Annotated in this window: 14 protein-coding genes; 9 read left to right on the plus strand and 5 right to left on the minus strand. The window is 64.3% G+C overall.

The window, feature by feature from the left end; genetic code table 11:
• Positions 1-60: 60 nt before the first annotated feature.
• On the minus strand, positions 61-1143 hold the full coding sequence (locus USDA257_RS07565; RefSeq protein ID WP_014762322.1) for a substrate-binding domain-containing protein: 1083 nt from the start codon (positions 1141-1143) through the stop codon (positions 61-63).
• Positions 1144-1559: 416 nt separating this feature from the next.
• Here USDA257_RS07565 and USDA257_RS07570 point away from each other — a divergent pair, with 416 nt between their 5' ends.
• Positions 1560-2309: a carbonic anhydrase gene (locus USDA257_RS07570; protein ID WP_014762323.1), complete on the plus strand. Its 750-nt coding sequence runs from the start codon at positions 1560-1562 to the stop codon at positions 2307-2309.
• A gap of 163 nt (positions 2310-2472) precedes the next feature.
• Positions 2473-3222, plus strand: coding sequence for an SDR family oxidoreductase (locus USDA257_RS07575; RefSeq protein ID WP_014762324.1), 750 nt, complete (start codon positions 2473-2475; stop codon positions 3220-3222).
• A gap of 320 nt (positions 3223-3542) precedes the next feature.
• On the opposite strand, the gene mmsB is transcribed toward USDA257_RS07575, so the two are convergent.
• The 4 genes from mmsB to USDA257_RS07595 all read right to left on the minus strand — a co-directional run bounded on the left by mmsB (position 3543) and on the right by USDA257_RS07595 (position 8269).
• Positions 3543-4439, minus strand: coding sequence for a 3-hydroxyisobutyrate dehydrogenase (gene mmsB / locus USDA257_RS07580; protein WP_014762325.1), 897 nt, complete (start codon positions 4437-4439; stop codon positions 3543-3545).
• 61 nt (positions 4440-4500) lie between these two features.
• Positions 4501-5568 carry an enoyl-CoA hydratase/isomerase family protein gene (locus USDA257_RS07585; protein ID WP_014762326.1) on the minus strand — a complete coding sequence of 356 codons (1068 nt, stop codon included), beginning with the start codon at positions 5566-5568 and terminating at the stop codon, positions 4501-4503.
• 12 nt (positions 5569-5580) lie between these two features.
• On the minus strand, positions 5581-6723 hold the full coding sequence (locus tag USDA257_RS07590) for an isobutyryl-CoA dehydrogenase (protein ID WP_041413985.1): 1143 nt from the start codon (positions 6721-6723) through the stop codon (positions 5581-5583).
• Positions 6724-6850: 127 nt separating this feature from the next.
• The gene (locus USDA257_RS07595; protein ID WP_041413986.1) at positions 6851-8269 is read right to left on the minus strand and encodes a helix-turn-helix domain-containing protein; all 1419 of its coding nucleotides are present in this window, start codon (positions 8267-8269) and stop codon (positions 6851-6853) included.
• A 244-nt stretch (positions 8270-8513) separates the two neighbouring features.
• On the opposite strand from USDA257_RS07595, the gene USDA257_RS07600 reads away from it, so the two are divergent.
• From USDA257_RS07600 to USDA257_RS07635, 7 genes are all read left to right on the plus strand, one after another.
• Complete coding sequence (locus USDA257_RS07600; RefSeq protein WP_014762329.1) at positions 8514-10046, plus strand: acyl-CoA carboxylase subunit beta; 1533 nt, start codon at positions 8514-8516, stop codon at positions 10044-10046.
• 8 nt (positions 10047-10054) lie between these two features.
• Positions 10055-10339, plus strand: a complete 285-nt coding sequence (locus tag USDA257_RS07605) for a hypothetical protein (protein ID WP_014762330.1) — start codon at positions 10055-10057, stop codon at positions 10337-10339.
• A gap of 29 nt (positions 10340-10368) precedes the next feature.
• On the plus strand, positions 10369-12372 hold the full coding sequence (locus USDA257_RS07610) for an acetyl-CoA carboxylase biotin carboxylase subunit (RefSeq protein WP_041415019.1): 2004 nt from the start codon (positions 10369-10371) through the stop codon (positions 12370-12372).
• Between the two features lie 259 nt (positions 12373-12631).
• Positions 12632-14770 carry a methylmalonyl-CoA mutase gene (gene scpA, locus USDA257_RS07620; RefSeq protein ID WP_014762332.1) on the plus strand — a complete coding sequence of 713 codons (2139 nt, stop codon included), beginning with the start codon at positions 12632-12634 and terminating at the stop codon, positions 14768-14770.
• Positions 14771-14944: 174 nt separating this feature from the next.
• Positions 14945-15736: a citryl-CoA lyase gene (locus USDA257_RS07625; RefSeq protein WP_014762333.1), complete on the plus strand. Its 792-nt coding sequence runs from the start codon at positions 14945-14947 to the stop codon at positions 15734-15736.
• Positions 15737-15738: 2 nt separating this feature from the next.
• The gene (locus USDA257_RS07630; protein WP_014762334.1) at positions 15739-17049 is read left to right on the plus strand and encodes a phenylacetate--CoA ligase family protein; all 1311 of its coding nucleotides are present in this window, start codon (positions 15739-15741) and stop codon (positions 17047-17049) included.
• Between the two features lie 53 nt (positions 17050-17102).
• Entirely contained in the window at positions 17103-17693 is a 591-nt protein-coding gene (locus USDA257_RS07635) for a VOC family protein (protein WP_014762335.1), read from the plus strand.
• The last annotated feature ends 37 nt before the right edge of the window (positions 17694-17730 follow it).

The following is a 17730-nucleotide window of genomic DNA, read 5'->3' on the forward strand; positions in this document are numbered from 1 at the left end:
GCCGGCAGGCCAGAGGGGGCAGAGCTGGTCGCCATCATCGCTCTCGCTGCATTTCGGCCTTCAGTTCTCGAACCGTTTGCCGACCTTGGCGACGTTCTCCTTCGTCACAAGCTGGGCGCGCGTGTCGAGGTTGGCGGCCGAGATGCCGCGGTCGATCTGCAGGTAGAGCTGCATGACCGGCCAGAAGCCCTGCAGGAAAGGTTGTTGGCCGAGCGAGCCGGTCAGGTTGCCGGCGGCGATACCTTCCTGCTGTGCCGGGCCGAGGTCGAAGCCGAAGGCGCAGAACTTGCCCGTCCAGCCCATCTGCTCCACCGCCTTGACGAGCGGAGGCGTGAAGACGTTGTTGGCCGTGAACGCGCCGACCACGTCGCCGCGCGATTCGAAGAGCGTCACCAGCGCGTTGACCGGATCGTTCGGGTTGGTGTCGATGCCGACATTCTCAGGCCCGGCATCGACCTTGAAGGCCTCGAGCTTGCCGGCGTCCTTCAGCGTCTTGACGATCGCATTGAAGGCGGCGGTGACGCGGTTGTTCACCTCGATGTTGCCCATGGCGGTCGATGACGGCAGCAGGATCGAGCCGCTGGTCTTGCCGCTGTCGAGCAGGCATTTGGCGAGCGCCTCGCCGCCGATCGCCGCTGCCGAGGCATCCTGGCCGGTATGGCTGATGCCGCTGCGGTTGAGTATCGTCTCATCAAAGGAGTTCGTCGTGGCAACCGGTATGCCGGCCGCTTCGGCCGCCTTCACGATGTCGTTGTAGGCGCCGACCTGCGGCGTCGTCATGATGATGCCGTCGATTTTCGGATCGCGGACGATCTGGTTGAGGATCTCTATTTCGCGCGCCGGGTCGTCCACCGGCGATTCCGAGCCGAGCAGCAGGATCTCGGCGCCGATCATGTTGCCGGCAACCTTCGCCCCGACATAGACCGGATCGAAGAAACCGTTGCCGGCCGTGTGGGTCACGATCGCGAAGGTCAGATGACCATCGGCGGAATGAAAGTCTTTGGTTTCCGGAGCTTCCTTGGCGGCGTCTTCGAAATTGTAGCCGCCGACGGCTTTTTCGACGCTTCCCGATTGCGCAAATGCAGATGTGACGCCAACTGATAACGCCGCGGCGGAGACCGCGGAGAGCAAAATTCGCCTCATGGCTTTCCTCCCTCGGATCACGCCAGTGCTGGTTTTGACAACCGGAGCCTGCGTGATCGCTTCCCAATGGCTAGAGTGGGATACGGGTGAAAACCGCGTACACTTTGCCCCCTCCCGCTCTCAGTATCAGCGGGGCGAAAGCGGTTCGAGCGCAGTCGTCGAGAGGTGCGCCGAAGGCTTCCTCCCATTCGCCTATATTCTGCGCAGTTCGAGCACAAGTAAATGGCGACTTTTCGGGCGGCTAAACGGGCCGCCCTCCGCCGTTTTTTCCCGGACAGGCGAATCCCGCAGGCGATATCCGTTTCACGCAGCCTTTTTGAACTCCGCCATTCCGGACAGTTGATGGACAGGTTTATAAGCACAACTTCCCGTCCCCGCGAGCGCTATCTGCTCGCGATCATTCGAAAGGGATATGAATGGAACGGCGTGAATTCCTCCGGGGCCTGGCCTTGCTTGCCGCTTGCCCGCTGTGCGTCAAGACGGCTTACGCCGCCGAAGGCGTGCATTGGAGCTATGAAGGCGAAGAGGGCCCGGAGCATTGGGGCACCTTGAGCAAGGAGAACAGTGCCTGTTCGGCCGGCTCGCAGCAATCGCCGATCGACATCACGGGCGCGATCAAGGCCGACATCCCGGATCTCGCGACCGACTGGAAGAGCGGCGGCACGATCCTCAACAACGGTCATACGATCCAGGTGAAGGCCGCCGGCGGCACGTTCAAGCGCGGCGACAAGACCTACGATCTGGTGCAGTACCATTTCCACGCGCCGAGCGAGCATCTGGTCGACGGCAAGAGCTTCCCGATGGAAGTGCATTTCGTCCACAAGAATGCCGAAACCGGTGCGCTGGGCGTACTCGGTGTTTTCCTTGTCCCCGGTGTGGCGAATTCGACCTTCGCGAGCCTCGCGGCGAAGTTCCCGCAAAAGGCCGGCGAAGAGGTTGCACTCGACGCCGTCGACCCGAAGGGCCTCCTGCCTTCCTCGCTCAAATACTGGGCCTATGAGGGATCGCTCACCACACCGCCCTGCAGCGAGATCGTCGACTGGATGGTGGCGATGGAACCGATCGAGGTCGACCAGGCCGACATCAAGAAGTTTACAGCGCTCTATTCGATGAATGCACGGCCGGCTGTCGCCGGCAACCGCCGTTACGTTCTGAGCTCCAGCTGATCAGCGCTTTCAGCGGCCGTCGCTTCTCCTGACGGCCGCCGGCCCACCCCGGCAGGCTTGCCTTGCCGGGGTGGTTTCCTTTCCCGCCCTCAGCGATGCTTGCGAAACGCGCCCTTCGCTGCAAATGTCCTCCTGGACAAAAAGAGCCAGCAACGAGGGCATAATGTTCGATCTCAACGGCAAGACTGCGCTGGTCACAGGCGGCGGACGCGGGCTCGGCCTGGAAATGGCAAAGGCGCTCGCCAAGGCCGGCGCCTGGACGGTGATCAACGGCCGCAACCGGCAAAGCCTCGCAGAGGCGCGCGAGCGGCTTGCCAGCGACGGTGTTGCGGTCGGCATCGCGCCTGGCGATATCACCCGGGATGTCGGAGCGATCCTCGCCGAGGCGACCGCGAGGACCGGCCAGCTCGATATTCTCATTCATGCGGTTGGCGAGCGGGACAGGCGGGGCACCGATGCGATGGAGCCGGAGGATTTTGCGCAGCTCCTGAACACCGATCTGACCGCGGCCTATGCCGTCGCGAGGACCGCCCTTCCGCATCTGCAACGTTCCACGGCCGGCCGGCTGATCTTCGTCACGTCGATCGCCGCCGTCGCCGCCCGGGCCGGCGACCCGGCCTATACGGCGGCCAAAGGCGGATTGTCGGCGCTGACGCGCTCGCTTGCGGTCGAGCTCGGCGCCGACAATCTGACGGTCAACGCCATCGCGCCCGGCTGGTTCGCGACCGAGACCAACGCGCATCTCGCCGCCGACCCGGCACTCCAGGCCTTCGTCGAGGTGCGCATTCCGCTGAAACGCTGGGGACGCCCCGAGGAGATTGCGCCTGCCGCCGTCTTCCTCGCCTCACCTGCGGCAAGCTTCGTCAACGGCATTACACTTACCGTGGATGGGGGCATGACCGTGCAGATGTGAGGCCGTCCCCACCAACCCTGAGCTGATGCGTTGGTTTGCGGCGACCCCCGCTATCGCGGAACAACAACTGCGAGCTGCGTGGGGCAGCACCCCCCTCTGCCCTGCCGGACATCTCCCCACAAGAGGGAGATCGGCTGGAAGCACCGCCCCGCTTGACACTTAAATCGCAAATGCCACGTCATAAAGTCTAGCGGTTGGGTTGAAGGGCAATTGTTGAACGAGAGGTTGCTGCTTGCCAATCTCCCCCTTGTGGAAGAGATGCCCGGCAGGGAAGAGGGGTATCAACACGGCCTACGCGCTTTGGACGCGCAAGCGCACGCCTACCCGCCCTTGACCTCCTCATGGCCGCGCAGCATGCGGATCAGGCCGGAGAAATCCTCTCCGCCATGACCGAGCTTGTCGAAGAGGCTGTAGAGCTGCGCCGCCTGCGCGCCCATCGGCGTCGTCGCACCGCTGGCGCTTGCCGCTTGCTGCGCCAGCATCAGGTCCTTGAGCATCAGGCTCGCCATGAAGCCAGGCTTGTAGTCGTTGTTGGCCGGCGAGGCCGGCACGGGGCCTGGCACCGGGCAATAGGACGTCAGCGACCAGCACTGGCCGGACGAGGTGGACGCCACATCGAAGAGCGCCTGGTGCGACAGGCCGAGGCGTTCGGCGAGCACGAAGGCTTCGCAGACCGCCGCCATCGACACGCCGAGTATCATGTTGTTGCAGATCTTGGCGGCCTGCCCGGCACCGGCATCGCCGCAATGAACGATCTTCTTGCCCATCGCTTCGAGCAGGTGCTTGCCGCGGGAAAAGGCACCGTCGCTGCCGCCGACCATGAAGGTGAGCGTAGCAGCGGCCGCCCCGGCTGTACCGCCGGAAACCGGCGCATCGAGCGACGGGCAGCCGGCCTTGTCGGCGAAGCCGTGGACCTTGCGCGCACTTTCGACGTCGATCGTCGAACTGTCGATGATCAGCGTGCCCGGATCGACGAAGCCGAGCAATTCGTCCCAGACATAGATGACGTGCGATCCCGCCGGCAGCATGGTGATGACGCATTCGGTTTCGCGCACCGCCTGGGAGATCGATCCGGCGACGGAAACGCCCGACTTGGCGGCCGCGTTGCGCGAGGCTTCCGACAGGTCGAAGCCGCTGACTGCGTGGCCCGCCTTCACCAGATTGGCGGCCATCGGGCCGCCCATATTGCCAAGCCCGATAAAGGCGATCTTCGTCATCTTGCCTCTCCTCCTTCACTCACATCTTGCGTCCAGGGCGCCCTCCGAGGCGCCGTCGTGCTCAGCCGCCGGCAAAAAGCGGCGCGCCGTTATAGCGTTCGAAGCGCGCGAGCATTTGCGGCGTGACCTCATGAAGCCCGATCGACCATTTCGGATTGCGATCCTTGTCGATCACCGCGGCGCGCACGCCCTCGTAAAAGTCCGGGTTCGACAGCATGGCGACGCAGCCCGCATATTCGCGCTCGAGGCACGCGTTCAGCGTCGCGCTGTCGCGTCCGGCTCTCAGCAGCGACAGGGTGAGCTTCAGGCTGATGGCCGAGCGGGTCTTGAGGAGTTCGACCGTCTCACGCGCGAAGTCCGAGCCGTCTTCTTCGAGAGCCGCGAAGATTTCCTCGACCGTCTCGTAGGCGAAGCAGCGATCGATGAGCGCAACATGATCAAGCAGAGCCGAGGCCGGCGCCTTCCCAGATACGGCGCGGATCGCCGCGGAAACATCCTCCGCGGTCGCCGACGGCGGCAGATCGACAAGCGACGCTATGAGCGCGTTGACGTTCTCGGACAGGACGAAGCTGTCGGCGAGCCGCGCGTAGATAGCCGCCGCAGCACCGACATCGCGGCCGGTGAGACCGAGGTAGGTGCCGAACTCGCCCGGCCCGCGCGGCAGGAGCCAGGTCGCCCCCACGTCGGTGAAATAGCCGATCCCCGTTTCCGGCATGGCGAACCGCGTTCTCTCGGTGACGATGCGGTGGCTGCCGTGGGAGGAAATGCCGACGCCGCCGCCCATGACGATGCCGTCCATGATGGCGATATAGGGCTTGCGATAAGCAGCAATGCGGCTGTTGACGATGAACTCCTCGCGCCAGAATTGCGCCCCTTCCTCGGGCCGTTCGCGGCCGCTTTCGTAGATCATGCGGATATCGCCGCCGGCGCAAAGGCCACGCTCGCCCTCGCCCGTCACGAGGACGGCGGCAATTGACTGGTCGCGCTCGAATTCGGTGAGCGCCGCGTCGATCGCCCGGATCATCGCCTGGTTGAGGCTGTTCAGCGCGCGCGGCCGGTTGAGCCGGAGCCTGCCGATCGCGCCTTGGCGTTCGACGATGACGTCCGGTAGAGCGGTCTGCATCTCCATGGAGTGCCCTTCCTATTTCCGTCCCATGACGGCGCGCGACACGATCAGCCGCATGATCTCGTTGGTGCCTTCGAGTATCTGGTGCACCCTCAGGTCCCTGACAATCTTTTCGACGCCGTAATCGGCGAGATAGCCATAGCCGCCATGCAATTGCAGCGCGTCGTTGGCGACGGCGAAGCAGCGGTCGGTGACAAAGCGCTTTGCCATGGCGCAGAGCTTGGTCGCGTCCGGATCCGCGGCATCGAGCGCTGCGGCCGCCCGCCAGAGGAAGGTGCGGGCGATCTCGAGATCGGTCGCCATGTCGGCAAGCCGGAACTGCAGCGCCTGGAATTCGCCGATCGCTCTGCCGAAGGCGTGGCGCTCCTGGACATAGGCGAGCGCCTTGTCGAAGGCGGCCTGGGCACCGCCGAGCGAGGCGGCCGCGATGTTCAGCCGGCCGCCGTCGAGGCCGGCCATGGCGATCCTGAAGCCTTCGCCCTCGGCCCCCAGCCGGTTCTCCGCCGGCACGCGGACATTGTCGAGCATCACCGCCCGCGTCGGCTGGGCATGCCAGCCCATTTTCTTCTCGTTGGCTCCGAAGGTGAGGCCGGCCATGTCCTTGTCGACGACGAAGGCGGAAATGCCCTTCGGGCCCTCCTCGCCGGTGCGAGCCATGACGAGGTAGCGCCCGGATTCGCCGGCCCCGGAAATGAACTGCTTCTGGCCGGTGATGAGATAGGCGTCGCCGTCGCGCACGGCCTTGGTCTTCAGCGCCGCCGCGTCCGAGCCGGAGCCGGGCTCCGTCAGGCAGTAGCTCGCCAGGATCTCCATGGTGAGGAGGGGCGGCAGCAACCGCTGGCGCTGCTCTTCCGTCCCGTAGCGGTCGATCATGCCGGCGCACATGTTGTGGATCGATACGAAGGAAGCGATTGCCGGGCAGCCGGTCGCCAGCGCCTCGATGATCATCGCAGCGTCGAGGCGGGCCAGCCCTGTCCCCCCGACGTCGTCGCGAACATAGATGCCCGCCATGCCGAGGGCGGCGGCGGAGCGCAGCGTCTCCACCGGAAAATGCTTCTGCTGGTCCCACTCGATGGCATGCGGCGCGAGCTCGTCGCGCGCAAAGTCGAGCGCCATCGCGCGGATGGCTTCCTGCTCCTCCGACAGGCGAAAATCCATATGCATGTCCTCCCTGACCCGCATAGTGACGATGTGGCGCTGTAGTTACACCAAATCTCGAACAGGCACAGACGCAAATTCTCACAGTATCTGTTCAAAAACGAACAGGCCGCGAGAACGAGGCAGCTTAGCTCTCACTCAGACGATACGGCAGAGAGCCGCGCATGTCATGGTCGACGATCAGCTTGCGTTTCAGCGGCGGCACGGCGCGGCTGGCGCAATTGCTGCGCTCGCAGATGCGGCAGGAAATGCCGATCGGATCGAAGGCGGCGCGGTTGCCGAGGTCCATATCGTCGGCATAGACGAAGGCGTCCGCGTAGGAGATTTCGCAGCCGAGCGCCAGCGCATAGCGCGGATGCGCAGCGCGGTAGCCGCCCCCGCCTTTGGTGATCTGGGTCGCGAGACAGAGATAGCGCACGCCGTCCGGCGTCTCGGCGAGCTGGCGGATGATGCGGCCCGGCGTCTCGAAGGCCTGGTGCACGTTCCAGAGCGGGCAGGCCGCGCCGAAGCGGGCGAATTGCAGCTTGGCGGCACTGTGTCGCTTGGTGATGTTGCCGGCCCGGTCGATGCGCGCGAAGAAGATCGGTATGCCCTTCTGCCCGGGCCGCTGCAGCGTCGACAGCCGATGGCAGACCTGCTCCAGCGAGGCTCCGAAACGGGCGGCGATGAGTTCCATGTCGTGACGGAGTTCCCGCGCCGCCTTGAGGAAGGGCTGGTAGGGCAGGACGAGCGCGCCGGCGAAATAGTTCTGCAGGCCGATGCGGCAGATCTCGTGGGCTTCCTCGGTGCGGAAGCCGGCGCTGCCGGCAATCCGGTCGATTTCCTCGCGGGCGTGTAGCTGGGCGATCTGCAGCGCCAACTGGAAGTCACGGGTCGGCGCCGGGGCGTAGGGGTTCAAGGTCAGGATCCGGGCGCGCGGATCGAAGCGGCGGATGGCCTCGTCGCCGACCGCACCGCGCACGACACGCACGCCGTGCCGCTGTTCGAGATAGCCAGTCAGTGCGGCGTGATTGTCGCCCTCCCCGAGGACGAGGTCGCCCGCCAGCCGCTCGGCCAGCGTATCGATTTCGTGGATGTAGTTGTCGACAAAATGGAAGAAGTCGCGCACCTCCTCGTAAGGCGTCGTCTCGACAAAGGAGGCGTCGCGGCCGATCGTATCGTCGATGCTGGCGAGCTGTTCGCTGTTGCGGCGATAGGCCTGGTGGCACTTGATCAGCGCATGCGCCAGCCCCGGAGCGTTCTGCGTGACGAGCTTCAGCTCCTGCAGGCTCGGGAGATAGGTCTCGAAGAGCGGATCGCTCAGCGCCTCCGAGAGGGCCGAGAGCAGCCGGTCGCCCTCGCCGGTGGAAAACTCGGCGATGTCGATCTGGAACTTTTCCGCAAGCGCGAGCAGCACCGCCGCCGAGACCGGGCGCTGGTTGTTTTCGATCTGGTTGAGGTAGCTGGTCGAGATGCCGATGCGCTCGGCGAACTGTCCCTGCGTCGCGCGGTTTGCTTCTCTGACTTCCCTGACCTTGCGGCCGATATAGAGCTTGCCGATCGCCATCTTCGCAACTTTGCAATTTACATATCGCAATATTCTATATTCCACATTTGCACATGATCGACCGTTTTGAAAGTCGGCCTTCAGCGCTATTGCGATCCTGCAGCGCGTGCGTCTGATCAAACGCGCAAAGGTCGCTGTAGCACTTTTGAATTGCTGCATGTTTTTATCCTTAAATCGGCTACGATCTAAGGAAACATGCAGTAGCGAAGCCTCTGCACAATCAGCAAAAAATGGGAGGAGAGCGATGCGCGCCATACTTGAACAGGTCGAGGCCCGACGGGCCGAGGCAAGAGCCGGCGGCGGCGAGCGCCGTGTTGCCGCGCAGCACGACAAGGGCAAGCTCACCGCCCGCGAGCGCATCGACGTGCTTCTCGACGAGGGATCCTTCGAAGAATACGACATGTATGTGACGCATCGCTGCGTCGACTTCGGCATGGAAAGCCAGAAGGTGCCGGGCGACGGCGTCGTCACCGGCTGGGGCACGATCAACGGCCGGCAGGTCTATGTGTTTTCCCAGGACTTCACCGTGCTCGGCGGCTCGCTTTCCGAGACACATGCGCAGAAGATCTGCAAGATCATGGACATGGCGGCGCGCAACGGCGCCCCGGTGATCGGCCTCAACGACTCCGGCGGCGCACGCATCCAGGAAGGAGTCTCCTCGCTTGCCGGCTATGCCGAGGTCTTCCGCCGCAACGCCGAGGTATCCGGCGTCATCCCGCAGATCTCGGTGATCATGGGTCCCTGCGCCGGCGGCGCGGTCTATTCGCCGGCGATGACCGACTTCATCTTCATGGTGCGTGACAGTTCCTACATGTTCGTAACCGGCCCGGACGTGGTGAAGACGGTGACTAACGAGATCGTCACGGCGGAAGAGCTTGGCGGCGCCCGCACCCATACGAGCAAGTCCTCGGTCGCCGATGGCGCCTATGAGAACGACATCGAGGCGCTCGAACAGGTGCGCCTGCTCTTCGATTTCCTGCCGCTCAACAACCGCGAAAAGCCGCCGGTCCGGTCCTTCCATGACGACCCCGCACGCCTCGAGATGCGTCTCGACAGCCTCATCCCGGAAAGCGCCGCCAAGCCCTACGACATGAAGGAACTGATCCTCGCCGTGGCCGACGAAGGCGACTTCTTCGAGCTGCAGGCGGATTTCGCCCGCAACATCATCATCGGCTTCATCCGCATCGAGGGCCAGACGGTCGGCGTCGTCGCCAACCAGCCGATGGTGCTCGCCGGCTGCCTGGACATCGACTCGTCGCGCAAGGCAGCCCGCTTCGTGCGCTTCTGCGACGCCTTCTCGATCCCGATCCTGACGCTTGTCGACGTGCCCGGCTTCCTGCCCGGCACCGCCCAGGAATATGGCGGCGTCATCAAGCATGGCGCCAAGCTGCTCTTCGCTTACAGCCAGGCGACCGTGCCGATGGTGACGCTGATCACCCGCAAGGCCTATGGCGGCGCCTATGACGTCATGGCCTCGAAGCACATCGGCGCCGACGTCAACTATGCCTGGCCGACGGCCGAGATCGCCGTAATGGGCGCCAAGGGCGCGACCGAGATCCTCTATCGCTCCGAGCTCGGCGACCCGGAGAAGATCGCCGCCCGCACCAAGGAATACGAGGAGCGCTTCGCCAATCCCTTCGTCGCCGCCGAGCGCGGCTTTATCGACGAGGTGATCATGCCGCACTCCTCCCGCCGTCGCATCGCCCGCGCCTTCGCCTCGCTTCGCAACAAGCAGCTCGAGACGCGCTGGCGCAAACACGACACAATTCCGCTGTGATGGAAATCATGGGACCGAAGCCGCCATTTCGGATCATGCCTGAAGCCGCCAGCCGCGATCACCGGCCGGTGCTGCGGCACCTGGTGATGACTGCCCTCTCCGGCGTGCTCGCCGGGGCGATTGCCGCCGGGGCGCTGATGATGCTCGACGTCGGCTCCGTCGGAACCCTGGTGGCGCGCTCGACCGACCCTTTGCGTGCCGCTGCGACGGTGGTTGTGCCCTTCGCCCTTATCGGCGCGGCTGCGGGCGCCGCGATTGGCTTGCTGCCCTATTTGCGAAAACTCCGGCGATGACGCGACAGAAAGAACTCAAAGAGAAGCGTATGTTCAAGAAAATCCTCATCGCCAATCGCGGCGAAATCGCCTGCCGCGTCATCCGCACCGCCAAAAAGCTCGCCATTGCGACCGTCGCCGTCTATTCGGATGCCGACCGCGACGCCATGCATGTGCGCCTGGCGGACGAGGCCGTGCATATCGGCCCGTCGCACTCCAGTCAGTCCTACATCGTCATCGACAAGCTCCTCGAGGCAATTCGCGAGACCGGTGCCGATGCCGTCCATCCGGGCTACGGCTTCTTGTCCGAAAACGCCGCCTTTGCCGAGGCGCTGGAGAAGGAAGGCATTACCTTCATCGGGCCGCCGGTCGGCGCGATAAGGGCGATGGGCGACAAGATCACCTCGAAGAAGATTGCCGCCGAAGCGGATGTCTCGACCGTTCCCGGCCACATGGGGCTGATCGACGATGCGGACGAGGCCGTGCGGATCGCCTCGGACATCGGCTATCCGGTGATGATAAAGGCGTCGGCCGGCGGCGGCGGCAAGGGCATGCGGATCGCCTGGAACGAGCGCGAGGCGCGCGAGGGCTTCCAGTCGTCGAAGAACGAGGCGAAAAGCTCCTTCGGCGACGACCGCATCTTCATCGAGAAATTCGTCACCGAGCCGCGCCATATCGAGATCCAGGTGCTCGGCGACAGGCACGGCAACACACTTTATCTCGGCGAGCGCGAATGCTCGATCCAGCGGCGGAACCAGAAGGTCATCGAGGAGGCGCCCTCGCCTTTCCTCGACGACAAGACGCGCCGCGCCATGGGCGAGCAGGCTGTCGCTCTCGCCAAGGCCGTCGGCTATCACTCGGCCGGCACCGTCGAATTCATCGTCGATGCCGCCCGCAACTTCTACTTCCTCGAGATGAACACCCGCCTGCAGGTCGAGCATCCGGTGACGGAGCTTGTCACCGGCCTCGATCTCGTCGAGCAGATGATCCGGATCGCCGCCGGCGAGAAACTCGCCTTCCGTCAAGACGACGTGAAGCTCGACGGCTGGGCGATCGAAAGCCGGCTCTATGCGGAGGACCCCTACCGCAACTTCCTGCCGTCCATCGGCCGGTTGACGCGCTACCGCCCGCCCGAGGAGGGCCGGCAGGGCGACGGCACGATCATCCGCAACGACACCGGCGTGTTCGAAGGCGGCGAGATATCGATGTATTACGACCCGATGATCGCCAAGCTCTGCAGTTGGGGACCGGATCGGGCGACGGCCGTCGAGGCGATGGCGGATGCGCTCGACGCATTCGAAGTCGAGGGCATCGGCCACAACCTGCCCTTCTTGTCGGCGGTGATGCAGCAAGAGCGATTCCGAGAGGGGCGGCTGACAACGGCCTATATCGCCGAGGAATTCGCTGAAGGCTTCCAGGGCGTCGCGCCGGACGAGACATCGGCGATAAAACTCGCCGCCGTAGCGGTCGTCATCAACCAGGCCCTGCAGGAACGCGCCAGCCAGATTTCCGGGACGATCGGCAACCATCGTCGGGTCGTCGGCCAGGAGTGGGTGGTGAACTTTGCCGAGCGCGAACTCCAGGTGACGGCCGGCGTCTCGGCCGACGGCGCCCATGTCCGCTTCGCCGATGAAAGGGCGATTTCCGTCGCCACCGACTGGGTACCCGGCCGCACCCTCGCCACCTTCAACATCAACAATCAGCCGATGGCGGTGAAGGTCGACCTCGCAGGAACCGGGATCCGCTTGCGCTGGCGCGGCATCGATGTGGTCGCTCGGGTGAGGAGCCCTCGGGTCGCCGAGCTTGCCCGGCTGATGCCCAAGAAGCTGCCGCCGGACACCTCGAAGATGCTGCTCTGCCCGATGCCCGGCGTCGTGACGTCGATCGCCGTCAAGGCCGGCGAGACGGTCGAGGCCGGCCAGTCGCTCGCCGTCGTCGAGGCAATGAAGATGGAAAACATCTTGCGCGCGGAGCGGCGCGCCAAGGTGAAACGCGTCGCGATTGACGCCGGCGCGAGTTTGGCGGTGGATGAGTTGATCATGGAGTTCGAGTGATGGCGGCTGTGCGGGCGGAAATTGCGTTTGCGGGGTCGACACCCCCCGCCCTGTCGGGAATCTCCCCCACGAGGGGGGAGATTGGCAGGAAGCAAGCTACCCCATTCCTCGATTTGACAACGTCGGCCGCATCGGAACAGTTTAAAGTGGCGCAATACCGCGCCTCCCCTATCTCCCACCTTGGCGGGGAGATGCCCGGCAGGGCAGAGGGGGGTGCCGCCGACTCCGACGAAATACGCGCATGGATGGAGTGGCGTCGATGACTGACAAGACCCGCAAGGACTGGGAAACCCTCGCCGAACGCGAGCTGAAAACCTCCCCCGAAAACCTCGTCTGGCACACGCCGGAAGGTATCGAGGTCAAGCCGCTCTACACGCGTGATGACCTTGAAGGCATCGGCCCGCTCGACTCGGTGCCGGGCTTCGAGCCCTTCCTGCGCGGTCCCCGCGCCACCATGTATGCCGGCCGTCCCTGGACGATACGGCAATATGCTGGCTTCTCGACGGCGGAAGCATCCAACGCCTTCTACCGCAGAAACCTTGCCGCCGGCCAGCAGGGCGTTTCGGTTGCCTTCGATCTCGCCACCCATCGCGGCTATGACAGCGATCACCCGCGCGTCGAGGGCGACGTCGGCAAGGCGGGTGTGGCGATCGACTCGGTCGAGGACATGAAGATCCTGTTCGACGGCATTCCGCTCGAGAAGATCTCGGTATCGATGACCATGAACGGCGCAGTGATCCCGATCCTCGCCTCCTTCATCGTCGCCGGCGAGGAACAGGGCGTCTCCCGCGACAAGCTCTCCGGGACCATCCAGAACGACATCCTCAAGGAGTTCATGGTTCGCAACACCTATATCTACCCGCCGGAACCGTCGATGCGGATCGTCGCCGACATCATCGAATATACGGCGAAGGAGATGCCGAAGTTCAATTCGATCTCCATCTCCGGCTATCACATGCAAGAGGCCGGCGCGACGCTGGTGCAGGAGCTTGCCTTCACGCTGGCGGACGGGCGCGAATATGTGCGCGCCGCGCTTGCCAAGGGGCTGAACGTCGACGACTTCGCCGGGCGGCTGTCCTTCTTCTTTGCGATCGGCATGAATTTCTTCATGGAAGCGGCAAAACTGCGCGCCGCGCGGCTGCTCTGGACGCGGATCATGAAGGAGTTCCAGCCGAAAAAGGCATCGTCGCTGATGCTCAGGACCCACTGCCAGACCTCCGGCGTGTCGCTCGCCGAGCAGGATCCCTACAACAACATCATCCGCACCGCCTTCGAGGCCATGTCGGCGGTGCTCGGCGGCACGCAATCGCTGCACACCAATTCCTTCGACGAGGCGATCGCGCTGCCGACCGAGTTTTCCGCCCGCATCGCCCGCAACACGCAGTTGATTCTCCAGCACGAGACGGGGGTGACGAAGGTCGTCGATCCGCTCGCCGGCTCCTATTATGTCGAGAGCCTGACGAACGAGCTTGCTGAAAAAGCCTGGGCGCTGATCGAGGAGGTGGAAGCGCTCGGCGGCATGACCAAGGCGGTCAATGCCGGCCTGCCGAAGCGACAGATCGAGGAGGCCGCGACCCGCCGACAGGCCGCGGTCGACCGGGGCGACGAGGTCATCGTCGGTGTCAACAAGTATAGGCTCGATAACGAAGAGCCAATCGATATCCTCGAGATCGACAATTCGGCCGTCCGCACGGCGCAGATCAAGCGGATCGAGGAGACCAAACGCCGCCGGGATTCGCGCGAAGTGACGGAAGCGCTCGGCGCGCTCACCGAGACGGCGCGGAGCGGCAAGGTCAATCTGCTCGCCGCCGCGGTCGAAGCCGCCCGGGCGCGCGCCACCGTCGGCGAAATCTCCGATGCGATGCGGCAGGCCTTCGGCGATTACACCGCTATTCCCGAAGTCGTCACCGACATCTACGGCAAAGCCTATGAGGGCGACCCGGAGCTTGGCGTCCTTTCCGGGCGGCTCGGCGAGGTCACCAAGCGGCTCGGCCACAAGCCGAAGATCATGGTCGCCAAGCTCGGCCAGGACGGGCACGACCGCGGCGCCAAGGTGATCGCCTCGGCCTTCGGCGATATCGGCTTCGACGTCGTCGCCGGCCCCCTGTTCCAGACGCCGGACGAGGCGGCCGAGCTGGCGCTCGCCGAGGAGGTCACCGTCGTCGGCGTCTCCTCGCTCGCCGCCGGCCACAAGACGCTGATGCCGCAATTGGCCGCAGCGCTAAACAGACGCGGTGGCGAAGACATCATCGTCGTCTGCGGCGGCGTCATTCCGCGGCAGGACTATCAGTATCTGATGGACAACGGCGTCTCCGCCGTCTTCGGCCCCGGAACCCACGTGCTCGATGCGGCGCGCGCGGTGCTCGATCTGATCGAAGGCAAGCGCCGCAACGTTTGAAGACGACAGATGCAGGGCAATCCCAGCAGCGCTCGCCGCGAGGCGAGGACCGTGATCTGCACGCGCCGGTCGGGATCCCGCCGACTTGGCCCGCTTTACCTCGGCCCGTTTTGAACTACTATCATCGCTGTAGCGGATAACTGCGTCCGCAAAGGCTACCGCCAGAGGGAACGCATGCATATCGGCAAACCCCAAGTGGCGATCACCCGCATTTGCCATGCAACTGCGGACAGCGTCGAGGTGCGCGGCCAAGATCTCTGCCGCGACCTGATGGGACGGCTGAGCTTTACCGAGTATTTCTACCTGCTGCTGACCGGCCGGGAACCTACGGACAATCAGCGCTACTTTCTCGATCTGCTGCTCATCGCCATCGCTGAACACGGCATGATGCCGACGGTTCAAGCGGCGCGGATGACGCTCGCCGCCGAACCGGACTCGCTGCAGGGCGCCTTGGCGGCAGGACTGCTCGGCTGCGGCCCTGTGCTGGTCGGAACGTCGGAGCGATGCGGCAAGCTGCTGGCGCAGGCGCAGGCTCGCGTCTCGTCCGGCAACGACCCCAAGGCGGTCGCCGTCGAAATGCTGCAGGACATCCGCAAGGCCGGCGGCAAGCTGCCGGGCTTCGGCCATCCGGTGCATCGCCCGACCGATCCGCGCGCCGAACGTATTCTCGAGCTCGCCGACGCGCGCGGCATCAGCGGACCGCATGTGCGCATGGCGCGGGACCTCCGCGCCGCGGCTGCCGAGGTTTGGGGAAAGCCCCTGGTGATGAACGTTTCGATGCCGATCGCCGCCGTGCTTCTGGATCTCGAGTTTCCCGTTGCGATGATCAAGGCGGTGCCGTTGCTGGCCCGTGCGGGCGGTCTTCTCGCCCACCTCGCCGAGGAACAGCAAAACCCCATCGGTTTCACCTTGGCGGCGCATGCGGAAGCGGCAGTCAGCTATCAGAACGACGAGGGCGGCGGCTGATCATGCTCGAGCCCGATGTCGAGACGCTCCCCTGGCGCGACCAGATCCGGTCGGATGACGCGCTCTACCGAAACCAAGTCGCATACCTCATGGCGCACTCGCGCTTCTATCAACTGAAGCTCCGGGACGCAGGCTTCGACACGGCCGAAAAGATCGGCGGACTTGACGCGATCGCCGATCTTCCCCTGACCGCGAAAAGCGAGATCCGGGCGAGTTGCAGTGAAGCCGAGCCGATGGGGACCCATGTAGCAACCTCGATGGACCGGATTGTCCGCATCTTCTCGACAAGTGGAACGACAGGGACGCCGAGCTATATTCCCTTGACGGCGCAGGATCTCGACAATTGGGTGACGACATCCACCCGCAGCTATTCGGCCTCGGGGATCGCCCAAGGAGAGGCGATCGTTTCGACCTACAACGCCGGGCCCTTCGTTGCCGGCGCAGCGCTCGGCGCCTTCGACCGGCTGGGCATGTGCCATATCCCGGTCGGCACCGGCAACACCGAGCGGCTGATGGCCGCCATTCGGCTGTTAAAACCCTCGGCAGCGGTGATGACGCCATCCTACGCGGCCTATCTCGCCGAATGGGCCGCCGATCGCGGCTTCGATCTCAAAGGCTCAAGCGTCCGTCGGCTGCTTGTCGCCGGCGAACCCGGCGGCGGCGAGCCGAAACTGCGGGCGCGCCTTGAAGAAACATGGGGCGCAAAGGTCACGGAGGCCATGGGCATCGGCGACATCGGTGTGTCGCTGTGGGGCGAATGCGAGGAACAATGCGGCATGCATCTTGCCGCCCGCGGCTTCGTTCATGCGGAACTGATAGATCCCGAAACCGAAGCGCCTATCGCCCTTGAAGATGGCGCAAAAGGCGAGCTGGTCCTCACTCATCTTCGCCATCAGGCCGCGCCGATGCTGAGGTTTCGCACGCGTGACCATGTCAAGATCTGGACATCGACCTGCCGGTGCGGGCGTACCGCGCCGCGCGTGCGCTGCATCGGCCGGACGGACGACTTGCTGATCGTCCGTGGCGTGAATGTCTTTCCTTCAGCTATCCGGGACGTGGTGAACGAGTTTGCGCCGACCGTCAGCGGCGTCATCCTGATAACGCCCGCCGCCGCCGGCGCCAGACAGGAGCCGCCCTTGCCTGTTTCGGTGGAACTCGCCAGCGATTGCCAAGACGCCCCGGAGCTTGCCGCCAGGATCCAGAAGCGCATCCGCGACGTGCTCCTCGTTTCCACGCGGATAGACATCGTGCCCTGGGGAACGCTCAAGCGCAGCGAATACAAGTCGAAACTCGTTCAGCATCAATCGGGATAAGGAACAGCGGAGCGGCTTTCCGCCCGCTGGAAAGAAGAATGGGAGGCTGGCAAATGCGAAAGCTTCAATCGCAGGGGGTCCATCACATCACGCTTGTCGGCGCGGACCGGCAGACATCGATCGACTTCTGGGAGGGCATTCTCGGCATGCCCTTCATATTCGAGCAGCCGAACCTCGACAGGGCGTCGGAAAGCCATCTCTACTTCGACCCGGGCGACGGGCGGCTCATCACCGTCTTCACCGACGAGAACCGCAGGCCCGATCCGAAACGCACATCGACGGATATCGGCTGCGTCCACCACATCGCGTTTGCCGTCTCGCGTGCGACATTCCACCAGGCCGTCGAGCGCCTCGACGAGCGGACCATCAAGCACAGCGGCGTGAAAGATCGCGGTTTCATGGACTCGATCTATTTCGAGGACCCGCTCGGCCTCCTGGTCGAACTCGCCTCCTATCGCTTCGAGCCGCCGGCCGGCCACACCCATGCCGATGTGCTGATGGAGGCGCACAACATCAGGCTGGCGCGCGGCGACTACGCCATCGCCGAAGTGCACCTCGCCGATGCGATCGAGGCGCTGGTCGAGAGCGCGCGGCCGACGTTGTCGGCTGACCGCGCACCGAAGGACCCATACGGATCATCATGATCGCGGCAGTGTTCAATACAACCTACGGAAACAGAGG

Source organism: Sinorhizobium fredii USDA 257, from assembly GCF_000265205.3.
GTDB classification, from domain to species: domain Bacteria; phylum Pseudomonadota; class Alphaproteobacteria; order Rhizobiales; family Rhizobiaceae; genus Sinorhizobium; species Sinorhizobium fredii_B.